A 14,652-nucleotide genomic window follows, 5' to 3' on the forward strand; every position below is an offset into this window, starting at 1 on the left:
GGGATAAGAGCGGGCGAAATAAAAATGCCCGTTAAATAAACAACAAATGTTTATACCCAAAATAATTCTCGCTGCAGGAAGGCGGCAAGCCTGCGAATCCCCAGGAGCATAGATAACTATGTGACTGGGGTGAACAGGCGCAGCCAACGCACCTGCAGCGTGAAGAATGAAGGGTATAATTAATATTCACGCGCCTGGTCGATATGTTCGTTCAGCATCTGGGCCACGGCGTCTACGCGCTCTGATGTGGACACCTGGGCACCGCCTACGCGCCACCAGCTGAAGTATTTGTGGATCATGGTTTTTGGCAGAACTTTAATATCAATCAGCGTTGATACCGTCTGTTTCTGCGCATCAATCAGCGCCGCCTGCAACTGCTCCAGGGTGGTGACGCGATAGGTTTTACAGCCGTAGCCACCGGCGATAGCGGCGAAGTCGACCGGCACAAAGCCGCCGTTCAGTTTGCCGCCGTCGGTATTACGGAAACGGAACTCGGTAGTGAAGCTATCCATACCGTGTTCCATCTGCAGGTTGTTAATACAACCGTTAGTCATGTTATCCAGCAGGATCACGTTGATCTTCGCGCCTTCCTGGATCGAGGTCACCAATTCGGAGTGCAGCATCATAAAGGAGCCATCACCGACCAGAGTGAAGACCTCACGATGCGGCTCGGCCAGCTTAACGCCCAGTGAAGCGCTGACCTCGTAGCCCATACAGGAATAGCCATACTCGACGTGATAGCTGTTGTAATCTTTGGTGCGCCACATACGTTGCAGGTCGCCCGGCAGACTGCCCGCTGCCGCGACAATCACTGAATCCTTTGGGAGGCGCTCATTGAGCGTACCCAGTACGCTGCTCTGCGTCAGGAAGGAGCCAGTCAGACGGTTAAACTCAGCCCATACCGCTTCGCGATCCATATGATCATCAATTTCCGGCACATAGTCGGTGCCGCTGTAGACGGAAGAATAAACACGCTGGGTTTCTTTCAGCAGTTTGCTCTGCGCCTGTGAGACTTTTTCGCCCCAGCCATTGCTGAAGCCGGTTGCCGCCAGACGGCTGTCGAGTGCGGTCAGGGCTTCCTGCGCATCAGCCACCACCTGAACAGCATCCAGCTTGTAGGCATCAAAGTTGCTGACGTTAATGTTGACGTAGCTGACGTCCGGATTCTGGAAAATCCATTTCGAGGCGGTAGTGAAATCGGTGTAACGTGTACCGATACCAATCACCAGGTCCGCTTCTTTTGCCAGCAGGTTCGCCGCCAGGCAGCCTGTTTCGCCCACACCGCCAACGTTCAGCGGATGGTCAGACACGATGGTGCCTTTGCCCGCCTGGGTTTCAGCGAAGGGAATGTTGTAGCGTTCAGCAAAGGCGCGCAGTGCATCACCCGCGCCGGAGTATTTCACCCCGCCGCCACAGATGATCATCGGTTTTTTCTTACCGGCAATCAGTGCGATTGCATCAGCCAGTTGGCCTTCGGTGGGCAGGCGACGCTCCAGACGGTGGACGCGTTTCTGGAAGAAGTAGTCAGGGAAGTCATAGGCTTCACCCTGCACATCCTGCGGCAGTGAAATCGTGACCGCACCCGTGTCGGCCGGATCGGTCAACACACGCATGGCATTAATACAGGCGGTCATCAGCTGCTCCGGACGGCTGACGCGGTCCCAGTATTTGCTGACGGCGCGGAAAGCATCATTGGTGCTGATGCTCAGATCGTGACTTTGCTCAATCTGTTGCAGAACCGGGTCCGGCTGGCGGGTGGCAAACACATCACCAGGCAGCAGCAGCAAAGGAATACGGTTGGCGGTCGCGGTCGCGGCGGCTGTCACCATGTTCGCGGCACCCGGACCGACGGATGAGGTACAGGCGATAATTTCGCGGCGCAGTTTCTGTTTGGCAAAACCGATAGCCGCATGCGCCATGCCCTGCTCATTACGACCCTGGTAGACCACCAGATCGCCGCTATCCTGTTCCAGCGCCTGGCCTAAGCCCAGTACGTTACCGTGGCCGAAGATAGCGAAAATACCTTTAACAAATTTGGTTTCAACGCCGTCTACCGACAGATACTGGTTGTCCAGGAATCTGACCAGAGCCTGTGCTGTGGTTAATCTGATCTTGCCCATTTGCTCTTCCTTTCAGTATCGGTGGCCACATCATAAGGTCCACCGAGGTTCGCATTTGTGGTCGCCTTGGGATCAAAACGGCGACAGCTATAAGTGAAACGTGAGCCGATTATAAACAAATATTTTTTTCACTAAACACAATTACAGAAGAAACATTTCATTTTGCGAGTGAGATCAAATTCTGCGGTGCAACGGGGGTAAATGGGGTGATTTACATCGGGTAAATGAAACGATAACAATACCTTTACTCCCAAAAGAGAAAAATCGTTTCACTTCAATATGTTCCCTGATGCGCGTTAAGAAAGTTGAGAGGCCGCTCACATCTCTGTAATGCCGTGAAGCGCCACTGCCCCATCGGGTAGCGAAATCCACGATGCAAGAGTTTTAACCACCTCACACTTTTGGGGCAATAATTTCATTTCATATTGAATTTGGAATTTTTATTCCTCATACTTCGCTACATGTTAGATCCGGATGTGATCGGGCTGATGGCTCCGATCTGCTGGAAACGCTCAACAGCATCGGCACTACCCACAATCATTGACGTGGCAGTTAAACGGCAAGGAGGCAGGGTAAAAAACAGAGGAAACAACAGGTATGAGTACACAACAGAAGCCGCTCGATGTGATTTGTATCGGGCGCATCGCTGTCGACCTTTATGGCCAGCAAATCGGTGCGCGCCTTGAAGATGAGACCTCCTTTGCAAAGTATCTTGGTGGCTCCTCTGGCAATGTTGCTTATGGCACAGCGATTCAGGGTCTGAAATCTGCCATGCTGGCACGTGTCGGTGATGAACACATGGGCCGCTTCCTGCGCGAAGAGTTACAACGCGTGGGCTGTGATACCCAGAGCCTGATTACGGATAAAACCCGTCTGACCGGACTGGTGATCCTCGGGATCAAAGATCAGGAAACCTTCCCGCTGGTGTTCTACCGCGATAACTGCGCCGATATGGGCCTGGTCCCGGATGATATCCAGGAAGATTACATCGCCTCCTCGCGTGCCGTTGCCGTCACCGGTACGCACCTGTCGCATCCTGATACCCGCGCCGCCGTGCTGAAAGCGCTGGATATTGCACGTCGTCATGGTCTGCGTACCGCACTGGACATCGACTACCGTCCGGTTTTGTGGGGCCTGACCTCACTGGGCGATGGCGAAACCCGCTTTGTGGAATCCGAGCGTGTCACGCAGCAATTGCAGGAAGTGCTGCACTATTTCGATCTGGTGGTGGGAACAGAAGAAGAGTTCCACATTGCGGGTGGCAGCACCGACAGCCTGACTGCGCTAAAAAATGTGCGTAAAGCAACAAAAGCCACGCTGGTGTGCAAACGTGGCCCGCTGGGTTGTGTGGTCTTTGAAGGCGAAATCCCGGACAGCTGGGAACAGACCAAACTGCAAACCGGCGTGCGCGTTGACGTGCTGAACGTACTCGGTGCAGGCGATGCCTTTATGTCTGGCCTGCTGCGCGGCTGGCTCAACGATGAAAGCTGGGAGCAGGCTTGCCGTTACGCGAATGCCTGCGGCGCGCTGGTTGTTTCCCGCCATGGCTGCGCCCCGGCCATGCCGACCAAAGAAGAGCTGGACGACTTCCTGAGCCGCGACAAAGACGTGAAACGTCCGGATCTCGACAGCCGCCTCAACCACCTGCACCGCGTGACGACCCGCAAGCAGCAGTGGAACGAACTGAACATTTTTGCCTTTGACCACCGTAAACAGCTGGCCGATATGGCAGCAGAAGCGGGCGTCAGTGATGCACGTATTCCCGACCTGAAACTGCTGCTGTTACAGGGCGCGCAGGCTGCGGCGAAAGAAGCCGGTCTGGACGATGGCCGCTGCGGTATCCTGGCAGACACCACTTATGGTCAGCCCGCGCTGAATGCCATCACCGGTAAAGGCTGGTGGATTGGTCGCCCTATCGAATTACCCAGCTCACGTCCGCTGCGTCTGGAACACGGCAACATCGGTTCCCAGCTGATCGACTGGCCGCAGGAGCACGTGGTCAAATGTCTGACCTTCTATCATCCGAAAGACAGCGCAGAGATGCGTCAGGAACAGGATGCGCTGATCCTCGATGTGTGGAACGGCTGTAACAAGTCTGGTCATGAGCTGCTGCTGGAAGTGATCCTGCCGGAGAGCAACCCGGATAAAGATGAGAAATATTATCTGGAGATCCTCACCCATTTCTACAGCCTGGGCATTCAGCCTGACTGGTGGAAGCTGCCTCCGCTGTCACACGCCAGCTGGGAAGCCATCAGCGCGCTGATTGAAAAGCACGATCCACACTGCCGTGGCATTCTGCTGCTGGGCCTGGATGCACCGGAAGCTGAACTGAAAGCAGGCTTTGCTGCCGCCGCGAAATCACCGTGGGTGAAAGGCTTTGCCGTGGGTCGCACCATCTTCGGCCAGCCATCACGTCAGTGGTTGCAGGGTGAGCTGGATGATGCCGCACTGATTGAGAAGGTAAAAAGTAACTACCTGACGCTGATCGGCTACTGGCGTGAGGCGCGTCCGGCGAAATAAAACGCCGTACAGCCGTCCGTATATGTACGGTACGGCCATAAGGGTGACCTGGTACAGGGTCACCCTTTTTTTTTGAAACGAATTTATTATTTTGCGCGGCGCACGCAGAAGGTTACGATTTTGTGAACTGATTCCCAACCCTGATGAAATAGAAGCCGCTGCTTTCGTCATCAAGTGAAATTTTTTGTTCATCTGGTAGAATAACGCACAGAAGAACACTATTTTACTTTTTGCGAGCCGTTAATGACTAATAATCCGACCCAACTTTCTCTGTTGCAGGACGATATCCGTCGCCGCTACGACACTCTCAGTAAACGCCTGAAGCAGGTGGCTCGCTATATTCTTGATAACAGCAACAGCATCGCCTTTGATACCGTTGCCTCTATCGCTCAGCAGGCTGATGTCCCACCCTCTACGCTTATCCGCTTCTCAAATGCCTTTGGGTTTAGTGGTTTCAATGAAATGAAGCAGGTGTTCCGCCAGCATCTGATGGAAGAGACGGTCAACTACACCGAACGCGCACGTTTGTTCCGCCAGACCGCCACCGATGAAACGGCCAGCGCCCCGGAAAGCCCGGCTGAAATCCTCAATGTGTTCACCATGGTCAACTCGCAGGCGCTGCAACAGTTGGCGATGCAGGTCAATCCTGAGCAGCTGGAAAAAGCGGTGAAGATGCTGGATGAGGCTGACAACATTTACGTTATCGGTTTACGCCGTTCATTCAGCGTGGCGTCGTATCTGACTTACGCTCTGCGTCATCTGGAGCGCCGTGCGTTTCTGATCGACGGCCTGGGCGGTATGTTTGCCGAGCAGCTGAGCATGGTGAACCCGAAAGACGTGGTGATTGCCATCAGTTACTCACCGTATGCACGCGAAGCCGTTGAGCTGGTGGAACTGGGCGCAAAACGTGGTGCACATCAGATCGCGATTACCGACAGCCAGGTCAGCCCACTCGCCGCCTTCAGTGATGTCTGTTTTGTGGTGCGTGAAGCGCAGGTGGATGGTTTCCGTTCCCAGGTCGCCTCGCTGTGCCTGGCCCAGACGCTGGCCGTGTCGCTGGCACTGACCAACGTCGACCCGAATAAACCCCGCCCATAAAAAAACGGGTAGCCTGTGAGGGCCACCCGTTTTATCGCTCGTTTTAACATCAACCTTTTCTTACGCCATCGGGCGAGGCATACCGCGCCCTACGTCAAGGGCGGTTTCGTAGGGGTCAGGCATGCCTGACCCGCAACGATCGGCCATGCGGGATTATCCTTTGCGGGGATACTCATCGCTGTTCACCCAGGCATGATCTTTCTCCCAGGTAAATTTCCACAGTCGCACCGGCCCGGCCATCACGTTCAGGTAATAGTTGTCATAACCTGCAACGGTCGACATCGGATGATAACCACGCGGAACGGTGACCACATCCTGGTTGTAAGGCGCCATACAGACATCCAGCGAACGGTCGTCGGTATAAACACGCTGCATCGCGAAACCGCGATCCGGGTTGAAACGATGGTAATACGTTTCTTCCAGGTAGGTTTCATCAGGTGAATCTTCCTGATCGTGTTTATGGCTTGGGTACGAACTGGTATTCCCTTCGTCGGTATACACTTCCACCACCAGCAAGCTGTCCGCTGGCTTATCGTCAGGCAGAATGTTGTGTACCAGGCGTTTGTTATTCCCTTTACCACGCTGCTCAACCCCCACATCTTCAGGCGCGATCAGACGTGCAGGCAATTTTCCTTCCGTCGCCGGTGCACTGCACACCGCCAGCTCAAGGTCAGACTCCGCGACCACGACAACCTGTTCATTGTGCGGAACATACACAGAGTAAGGGGGAGTGCGTTCAAACGGCGACATACGTTTGCCGATGTTCGGGAACTCAGCCTGACGCGTTTTCACGGAGGCAAGCCCTGCAACCAGCACCAGGCACAGCTCTTTGCTGCCGCTCTCAAGCGTCAGCGTCTGGCCCTTCTTCAACTGGTATGCATCAAAACCAACATAGCGCCAGCCAGCGCTTTCCGGGGTGACGTGCTGGATACGGCCCTGCGCATCCGGCTGTTTTACTTTGGATAGCAATGACATACAGCCTCTCTGTTCACAGGGGCGAGGCGCACCTCGCCCATATTCAATTATCCCAGCGTAGGCATGCTGAACTCAGATACGGTTTTCTGACCGCTCGGCCAGCGTACGGTGGCCGTTTTCATGCGGGTGTAGAAGCGCACACCGTCCGGCCCGTGCACATTCAGTGCCCCAAACACGGAGCGTTTCCAGCCGCCGAAGCTGTGGAAGGCCATGGGTACCGGAACCGGTACGTTAACGCCAACCATGCCCGCCTGCACTTCACGTACGAAGTCGCGACCGGTATGACCATTGCTGGTGAAGATGGCGCTGCCGTTACCGAATTCGTGGCTGTTCACCAGGTCCAGTGCCGTTTTGTAGTCAGGTGCACGAACGATGCTCAGTACGGGTCCGAAGATCTCTTCACGCCAGATCACCATATCCGTGGTGACGTTATCGAACAGCGTACCGCCAACGTAGTAGCCATCAGGATTGCCTTCAACCTGAATGCCACGACCATCAACCACCAGTTTCGCGCCTTCTGCTTCACCTTTGTCGATGTAGCCCAGCACTTTCTTCTGGTGCGCAGCAGAAACAACCGGCCCCATTTCGTTTTCGTCTTTGCCTTTGTGAATGCCAGGGCCAACACGCAGGGCTTTCACCAGCGGAGTCAGCGCAGCAATCAATTTGTCTGCGGTGTCGTCACCCACGGCAACCACAACCGGCAGTGCCATGCAGCGTTCACCGGCAGAGCCAAACGCACCGCCCATGATGGCATTCACCGTCGCATCCAGATCGGCATCCGGCATCACGATCGCATGATTTTTCGCGGCGCCGAAGGCCTGCACACGTTTACCGTGGGCGCTGGCGGTGGTGTAGATGTGCTCTGCCACGCCGGATGAACCGACGAAGCTCACCGCCTGAACGCGTGGATCTTTGTAGAGCTGTTCAGCATTTTCGTTCGAGCTGTGGATCACGTTGAACACACCATCCGGCAGGCCCGCTTCGGTCAGCAGTTCAGCCATACGTACGGACGCTGACGGGTCAAGTGCTGGTGGCTTCAGCACAAAGGTATTACCGCAGGCCAGCGCAATCGGGAACATCCACAGTGGCACCATCGCCGGGAAGTTGAACGGAGTGATCCCGGCCACAACGCCCAGTGGCTGCATCAGCGAGTAACTGTCAACGCCAGTACCGACATCAGCAGAGTTCTCACCTTTGATCAGGTGCGGAATACCGCAGGCAAATTCCACCACTTCCAGACCACGGGTCAGTTCACCCAGCGCATCTGACCAGACTTTACCGTGCTCACTGACGATCAACTCAGCCAGCTCATCACGATGCTCTTCCATCAGTGCTTTAAAGTTAAACAGAATACGGGCGCGGCGCAGTGGAGAAGTACGTGACCAGCTATCGAATGCTTCATGCGCAACGGCAATCGCATTGGCGACTTCATCACTGGTGCTCTGCGTCAGTTCGCGCACCGGCTTACCGGTTGCCGGATCGTAAATCGGAATGGTTTCGTTGCTGGCGCTGAAAGACGTTTTACCGCCAATAAAGTTTCCTACGATAGTCATGTGCTGGCCTCTTTGAAGTATGAGTTTCCCTCGCAGGCAGTCTGACGTCATACCGCTGCCTTGCCGGGCAAAACCTTGATTCGTGTTGAGACAGTATAATATTGAAATAAATTTTTCAAATATTTCACTTTAGAAAATTCGTTTTTAGCGGCCTGGATCGCATTTTTCAGGGGGAGAACCCCGGTCGCTTCACCTCAGGAACGAACCCGGGTAAAAAAAGCCCTCAGCTCAGGCGGTGCGCGGAGCAATCGTTTCAGGACCACGGTCACATAACGCCACGTTTGGCCCCACTAAAACGCCAGGATTACTCTGTATTTATGCTGGCTTCATCCGGTGTTGAGTGAAATTTTGCGAGACGGATCTAAAAATTTAAATTTCATTATTCACTATATATGAAATAAATGTTCTTTTATGAGCAGTGCAGCATCACCGACTGGCCTGGTCACTCAAAAAATGGCTGGCGGGATACCTTGAACGAACCTTTTACCTTCCTACCCTACTCAACAGGAGCCATCAGATGGCTATCGATCCAACCCGTTTTTGTATTAACCGTAAAATTGCACCAGCCCTCAGCATTGAGGCATTTTTCCAACTGGTGCAAAAGCTGGGTCTGCATAAAGTTGAACTGCGTAACGATATGAAAGGCGGCAGCGTCACCGATAATCTGAGCCACCAGCAGGTTCGCGATCTGGCAGAAAAGTATGGCCTGGAAATTGTCACCATCAACGCACTGTATCCGTTTAACCAGATCAGTGATGACCTGCTGGCCCGTGCCGAAAGTCTGCTGAAAGACGCACAGGGCATTGGGGCAAAAGCGTTGGTCATGTGCCCACTTAATGATGGCACAAAAATTTCAGCCGAAGATACGCAGAAGGCACTGAGCACGCTGGCCCCGTTATTTGCCCGCTACGGCGTGGAAGGCCTGGTTGAGCCACTGGGCTTCCCGGTGAGTTCACTGCGCTCCGCAGGTCAGGCGCAGCAGCTGATCCAACAGGCGGGGATGCCGTTCAAGATAGTGCTGGATACCTTCCACCACCATCTGTATGAAGGCGCTGAGCAGGACTTTGCCGACGGCATTGACGTGGACCAGATTGGTCTGGTGCATCTGTCAGGCGTTATTGATGGCCGTCCGGTGAACGAGCTGACTGATGAAGAGCGTCTGATGCTGAGTGGTGATGACCTGCTGAAAAGCGTCTGGCAGGTGCAGCGCCTTGAAGAACTGGGCTACAAAGGTGTTTACGCTTTTGAGCCATTTGCTTCAGTGATGGATAACTGGAGTGCGGCGGATATCGAACGTGAGATCCGCCAGAGCATTGCATTGTTGCAAGGGTGATCCAACAACGGGCGAGGCATGCCTCGCCCCTACGGGACCCCACGCTGTCGTAGGGGTCGGGCATGCCCGCCCCGACAGGCGGCAAATATCTTCATCTTATCTGTGTCATTTGACAACGACCCCTTCGGGGGTCGCTTTTTTCAGCCGCAACGTGGCCACCATCGCCAGACAAACCAGCAGCCCGCTCAGCAGATAGATAATCGGCACACCCGCGTAGGTCATCACCAGCCCTGCCAGCGGCCCGGTAATGCCCAGCGCCAGATCCATAAACGCCGTATAGGTTGCCAGCGCACTGCCCTGATTCTGCGGCGGCACCACTTTCACCGCCACCACGCCAATCGCCGGGAACACCAGCGAGAATCCGGCCCCGGTCAGCAGCGCACCGACACGAGCCAGCCACGGGTCCCACGCCCCCCAGACCATAAACAGGCCGATGGCTTCCACCGCAAAACAGACCAGCGCCACATTCAACCCGCCGTGGCGGGCAATGGCATTGGGAAACAGCAGTCGGGTACACACAAAGGCCACGCTGAACAGCGTCAGCGCAAAGGCCGCGCCATCCCAGCCTTTATCCTGATAAAACAGCGTAATAAAGGTCGCAATAACGCCAAAACCCACCGATCCCATTGCCAGCAGCAGGCCAAAACTCCAGATACGGCCGAGCACCGCGCGGAATGGCAGTGGCTTGCCTTTACTGCTTTTCACCGGGGCTCGTGGCAGCGCCAGAAGAATACCCACCAGTGCAATCGCCGTGATAATTTCCGCCAGCAGCATCAGGCCGCCCCAGTGATAAATGGCCACACCAAGCGGTGCGCCAATCGCCATCGCCCCGTAGGTGAAAATCCCGTTCCAGGAAATCACCCGGCCAATATGCAGCGAGCCTACGACCCCAACACCCCACAGGGTTGAACCGGTCCCGGCAAAGCTCTGCCCAACGCCAAGTATCAGCCTGCCAGCACACAGCAGCAGCAGGCTCAGCAACGGCAGCCCACTGCTCAACCCCGCCAGCAGGTAGCAAATCCCGCTGATAAAGCAGCCGCACAGGCCAACAATTACCACTTTTTTCGGGCCCCACAGGTCGGCATAGCGCCCGGCATGGGGACGACTTAACAGCGTGGTGAAGTATTGCAGGCTGATCACCAGTCCCGCCCAGAAGGCGCTATAGCCCATCACATCGTGGACATAGCCGGGCAGCACGGCCAGCGGTAAACCGATGGTCATATAGCTGGCAAAATTGAACATCACTACGGAGAAAATACGCAGATTTAAGCGAAAGCCACTTAGCGCCGTGGCCCCGGCGGGCTGCTCAGACATGAAAATCCTGCTCGCAGGGAAAAATGGATGAAATGCCACTATACCCTAAATAATTCGAATTTCTTCCGCCATAAATCCGTCATACAGCCTCCCTATACTTCCCCGCACAAAGTCCCAAAGAGGATAACAATCTGATGCATGTTCCAACCTCAGTCACACTCGAGGGCATCCACTATGCCTTCGGCACGCAGACGGTGCTCAACCATCTCGATCTTCATATCGAGCCGGGCAGCATTGTCGCTCTGCTTGGCCCCTCCGGCTGCGGCAAAAGTACCATCCTGAAACTGCTGGCTGGATTGCTGCAACCGCAGCAGGGCACGCTGCAATTTGGCGAACGCCTGATTGCCAGCCCGGGCCACTGCCTGCCCCCTGAACAACGCGACATCGGCATGGTCTTTCAGGATTACGCCCTGTGGCCGCATATGAGCGTGGCGCAGAACGTTGCCTTTCCCCTGCTGATGCGCCGGGTGGCTGCGCGCGAACGCGATGAGCGGGTGATGGCCGCCCTGCAACGCGTTGGGCTGGCGGATTTCGCCGGGCGTAAACCCGCCGATCTCTCCGGCGGTCAGCAGCAGCGCGTGGCGCTGGCACGGGCGATTATTGCGGAACCGAAGATTCTGCTGTTCGATGAACCGCTCTCCAATCTTGATCGCGATTTACGTGAATCTCTGTGTCGCGAGATGGCCAGTCTGTTGCGCCAGCTCGGAACGACTGCCGTGTATGTCACCCACGATCGCAGCGAAGCCGAAATGCTGGCTGACCGTATCGTCTGGCTGTCTGCCGGGTCCGTTTCTGCACTTCAAACCGTTACGTCACTCTCTGGGGAACTCGCATGACCTTGTTAAACTCGATGAAAAAAGGAGCACTTTTCGCGATGCTGTTATCTTCCGGCATGATAATGAATGACGCACAGGCGCTGACGGTTTACACCGCGGGGCCGGGATCGCTGGCGAAGAGCCTCGCGGCGGGCTTTGAGAAACAGAGCGGCGTGAAGGTCAATATTTTCCAGGCCACCACCGGCAAGGTGATGGCACGGCTGGAGGCCGAGCAGGCCAATCCGCAGGCCGACATCCTGATCTCCGCCTCCTGGGATACGGCCGAAGAGCTTGAGAAGCGTGAGTGGCTGCTGCCCTATCAAAGCCCGAATGCCGAAAAGGTGCCCGCCGCGTTCAAAACCGATACGTATGTGGCACAGGGCATTTCAGCGCTGGGGATTGTCTGGAATACCAAAAGCGGCACCCCGGAGCCGAAAGAGTGGAACGACCTGACCAGTGCAGCCTTTAAAGACCGCATAACCACCCCCGATCCCTCGCTCTCCGGTGCCTCGCTTGACCTGCTTATCGGCCTGCAAAACAGCATGGGCGACCGGGCCTGGCAGCTGTTCAGTCAGTTGAAGATGAACGGGATGGTGATTGCCGGGCCTAACGCTCAGGCGCTGACCCCGGTGTTACAGGGCGCAAAAGCCGCCGTCTTTGGCGCAGTGGATTACGTTTCCTATAACAGCATTCAGGAGGGTGAAGCGATCAAAGTGATCTTCCCAGCCAGCGGTACGGTGGTCGCACCACGTCCGATGATGATCCTGAAAAGTACGCAGCACGCGGCGGATGCCAAAGCCTTTATCGACTATGTGCTGTCGGAAGAGGGGCAACAGAAAGTGGCCGATGCCTGGTTAATGCCCGCGCGTTCTGACGTCGGCGCAAAACGCCCACTGCTCAGTGACCTGAACATTCTGCCAGCCCAGAGCGGCGGTAATGCCGACCGTGGCTCCGTCCTGCAACGCTTTGGCACGCTGTTCAGCCATCCTTAATTCTCCCCGGGCGGCGCCTCTGCGTCGCCTCGCAGGAACCCACGATGACCTCTCGTTTACTTCCGCTGCTGACCGTGGCGCTGCTGCTTATTCTGGTCGCTCTGCCGCTGTTGTTTATTCTGCTACAGGCGCTGTTTCCCGCGCTGGCACAGGGATCGCTGGCCGGTGCCTTTACCCCGATCCCGACGCTGCTGGCCGATCCGCAGTTGCCCGCGCTACTCAGCGGTACGCTGAAAACCGGCCTGAGCGTAGCGTTGCTCAGTGCGCTGGTCGGCATTCCTCTCGGCACGCTGCGCGGGCTGTTTCATTTGCCGCTGGCGCGTATCTGGGATCTGCTGCTGCTGATCCCGTTCCTGACTCCACCCTATATTTCTGCCCTCAGCTGGATGCTGGCGCTGCAACATAACGGCTATCTGTATCAGGCGATCGGTCTCGATCTCAACGATCTACTGTTCAGTCAGGGCGGCATTACGCTGGTGATGACGCTGAATATTTTCCCGGTGGTCTACTTTGCCGTATCGCGCAGTCTGCTGGCGAGCGGACAGCAGCTGGCCATCGTGGCACGGGTACATGGCGCCAGCGCATGGCGGGCTTTCTGGCACATTACCCTACCCATGCTGCTGCCTGCGCTGGCCGCCGGCATCCTGCTGGCCTTTACTATGGCGATTGAGGAGTATGGCGTTCCCGCCGCGCTCGGTTCACGTGCGGGGGTTGTGATGTTGACCGTTGGTATTGAGGAGCGCCTGGCAGACTGGCCGATCGACCTGCCGGGATCGTCGCTGCTCTCCATGCTGCTGGTGATGGTGGCGCTGGCGGCGTTCGCTTTGCAGAAGAAGCTGGTCGGCAACAAAGATGTCACCAGTATTAACGGCAAGCCCGCGCAGAACAGCGGCATTTCGCTCGGTGCCTGGCGCGCACCGGTGCTGCTGCTGTTTTGCCTGATGGCGTTACTGATGGTGGTGCTCCCGATGAGCTCCATGCTGCTGACGTCACTGCTTTCCACGCTATCCGGCGGGATGCATCTCAGCAATCTGACGCTACGCCATTTCGCGGCGCTGTTTGCGCTACAGGGTGATGCCCTGACGGCGCTCTCCACCAGCCTCGGCCTGGCGCTCGGCGCGGCAGTGATCACCGGGTTGTTAGGTTTTCTGGCGGCCTGGCTGGTGGTGGTACGGCGTATTCGCGGTGCTGCGCTGATCGATGCGTTGTCTCTGCTCCCGGCCGCGCTGCCGGGCGTGGTGGTCGGCGTTGGGCTGATCCTGCTATGGAATCAGCCGTTCTGGCCGCTGACACCCTATAACAGCTGGCCTATCCTGTTGCTCTCCTACTGTTGCCTGCTGCTGCCCTGGCCGGTGCGCTATGTCAGCAGCGCGCTCAAACAACTGGGCAGCAACCTGGAGCCGGCAGCGCGTGTGCACGGCGCCAGCGCCTGGGCAGCATTGCGCCATATCGTGCTGCCGCTGGTGTTCCCCAGCCTGCTGGCCGCAATGCTGATGGTGTTTGCCATCGCCTCGCGCGAGCTGGTGACGTCGCTGCTGCTGGCCCCGGCGGGCACCCAGACAGTATCGGTCTTTATCTGGCGTCAGTTCGAGCAGGGTTCCGTGGGTCAGGGAATGGCGATGGCCAGCATTGCGATGGGCACCGGGCTGGCGTTGATGCTCACTGCGTTGGCGATCCTGCAACGACGCGAGCGCGGATAAATCCGGGTCGGGCGTGCCCGACCCCTACGAAACACCCACGTGCCCGACCCCGACCCAACACCTGCATACCTTTCCATTGTCACCGGGTCGGGCGTGCCCGACCCCTACAAAACACCCGCGTGCCCGACCCCGACCCAACACCTGCATACCTTTCCATTGTCACCGGGTCGGGCGTGCCCGACCCCTACAAAACACCCGCGTGCCCGACCCCGACAAAACTTCATTGCCGTAG

Annotated in this window: 10 protein-coding genes; 6 read left to right on the forward strand and 4 right to left on the reverse strand. The window is 56.4% G+C overall.

Annotation, left to right across the window (positions count from 1 at the left end; all coding sequences use genetic code 11):
* Positions 1 to 179: 179 nt before the first annotated feature.
* Positions 180 to 2,120 (reverse strand): 3D-(3,5/4)-trihydroxycyclohexane-1,2-dione acylhydrolase (decyclizing), encoded by a 1,941-nt coding sequence (iolD, locus tag FY046_RS15075; RefSeq protein WP_446186226.1) that lies wholly within the window; start codon positions 2,118 to 2,120, stop codon positions 180 to 182.
* A 597-nt stretch (positions 2,121 to 2,717) separates the two neighbouring features.
* Between iolD and FY046_RS15080 the strand changes: the two genes are divergently transcribed.
* Together FY046_RS15080 and FY046_RS15085 are read left to right on the forward strand one after the other, a co-directional pair.
* A complete protein-coding gene (locus FY046_RS15080) occupies positions 2,718 to 4,640 on the forward strand; it encodes a bifunctional 5-dehydro-2-deoxygluconokinase/5-dehydro-2-deoxyphosphogluconate aldolase (RefSeq protein ID WP_167864246.1) in 1,923 nt (640 codons plus the stop codon).
* Between the two features lie 243 nt (positions 4,641 to 4,883).
* Entirely contained in the window at positions 4,884 to 5,738 is an 855-nt protein-coding gene (locus FY046_RS15085) for a MurR/RpiR family transcriptional regulator (protein ID WP_159337799.1), read from the forward strand.
* 153 nt (positions 5,739 to 5,891) lie between these two features.
* Here the strand turns inward: FY046_RS15085 and iolB are convergent, their stop codons facing one another.
* Both iolB and FY046_RS15095 read right to left on the reverse strand, forming a co-directional pair.
* The gene (gene iolB / locus FY046_RS15090) at positions 5,892 to 6,713 is read right to left on the reverse strand and encodes a 5-deoxy-glucuronate isomerase (RefSeq protein WP_133844279.1); all 822 of its coding nucleotides are present in this window, start codon (positions 6,711 to 6,713) and stop codon (positions 5,892 to 5,894) included.
* Between the two features lie 47 nt (positions 6,714 to 6,760).
* Entirely contained in the window at positions 6,761 to 8,266 is a 1,506-nt protein-coding gene (locus FY046_RS15095; RefSeq protein ID WP_133844282.1) for a CoA-acylating methylmalonate-semialdehyde dehydrogenase, read from the reverse strand.
* A 517-nt stretch (positions 8,267 to 8,783) separates the two neighbouring features.
* Here FY046_RS15095 and FY046_RS15100 point away from each other — a divergent pair.
* Positions 8,784 to 9,599 carry a TIM barrel protein gene (locus tag FY046_RS15100; RefSeq protein WP_446186227.1) on the forward strand — a complete coding sequence of 272 codons (816 nt, stop codon included), beginning with the start codon at positions 8,784 to 8,786 and terminating at the stop codon, positions 9,597 to 9,599.
* Between the two features lie 105 nt (positions 9,600 to 9,704).
* On the opposite strand, the gene FY046_RS15105 is transcribed toward FY046_RS15100, so the two are convergent.
* Positions 9,705 to 10,913 carry an MFS transporter gene (locus FY046_RS15105; RefSeq protein WP_200642599.1) on the reverse strand — a complete coding sequence of 403 codons (1,209 nt, stop codon included), beginning with the start codon at positions 10,911 to 10,913 and terminating at the stop codon, positions 9,705 to 9,707.
* 134 nt (positions 10,914 to 11,047) lie between these two features.
* On the opposite strand from FY046_RS15105, the gene FY046_RS15110 reads away from it, so the two are divergent.
* From FY046_RS15110 to FY046_RS15120, 3 genes are read left to right on the forward strand one after another with little or no spacing between them, the layout of a single operon-like run.
* The gene (locus FY046_RS15110) at positions 11,048 to 11,749 is read left to right on the forward strand and encodes an ABC transporter ATP-binding protein (protein ID WP_200642598.1); all 702 of its coding nucleotides are present in this window, start codon (positions 11,048 to 11,050) and stop codon (positions 11,747 to 11,749) included.
* Positions 11,746 to 12,720: an ABC transporter substrate-binding protein gene (locus tag FY046_RS15115; RefSeq protein ID WP_446186228.1), complete on the forward strand. Its 975-nt coding sequence runs from the start codon at positions 11,746 to 11,748 to the stop codon at positions 12,718 to 12,720. The genes FY046_RS15110 and FY046_RS15115 overlap by 4 nt, the downstream gene beginning before the upstream one ends.
* A gap of 44 nt (positions 12,721 to 12,764) precedes the next feature.
* Positions 12,765 to 14,420: an ABC transporter permease gene (locus FY046_RS15120; RefSeq protein ID WP_446186229.1), complete on the forward strand. Its 1,656-nt coding sequence runs from the start codon at positions 12,765 to 12,767 to the stop codon at positions 14,418 to 14,420.
* Positions 14,421 to 14,652 lie beyond the last annotated feature (232 nt).

It is taken from the genome of Erwinia sp. 1181_3, from assembly GCF_052824965.1.

Bases quoted from the DNA above. Each gene is read 5' to 3' on its own strand.
- FY046_RS15085 (WP_159337799.1), top strand. From the start codon at position 4,884: ATGACTAATAATCCGACCCAACTTTCTCTGTTGCAGGACGATATCCGT.
- FY046_RS15105 (WP_200642599.1), bottom strand. From the start codon at position 10,913: ATGTCTGAGCAGCCCGCCGGGGCCACGGCGCTAAGTGGCTTTCGCTTA.
- FY046_RS15100 (WP_446186227.1), top strand. From the start codon at position 8,784: ATGGCTATCGATCCAACCCGTTTTTGTATTAACCGTAAAATTGCACCA.
- FY046_RS15095 (WP_133844282.1), bottom strand. From the start codon at position 8,266: ATGACTATCGTAGGAAACTTTATTGGCGGTAAAACGTCTTTCAGCGCC.
- iolD (WP_446186226.1), bottom strand. From the start codon at position 2,120: ATGGGCAAGATCAGATTAACCACAGCACAGGCTCTGGTCAGATTCCTG.
- iolB (WP_133844279.1), bottom strand. From the start codon at position 6,713: ATGTCATTGCTATCCAAAGTAAAACAGCCGGATGCGCAGGGCCGTATC.
- FY046_RS15080 (WP_167864246.1), top strand. From the start codon at position 2,718: ATGAGTACACAACAGAAGCCGCTCGATGTGATTTGTATCGGGCGCATC.
- FY046_RS15110 (WP_200642598.1), top strand. From the start codon at position 11,048: ATGCATGTTCCAACCTCAGTCACACTCGAGGGCATCCACTATGCCTTC.
- FY046_RS15115 (WP_446186228.1), top strand. From the start codon at position 11,746: ATGACCTTGTTAAACTCGATGAAAAAAGGAGCACTTTTCGCGATGCTG.
- FY046_RS15120 (WP_446186229.1), top strand. From the start codon at position 12,765: ATGACCTCTCGTTTACTTCCGCTGCTGACCGTGGCGCTGCTGCTTATT.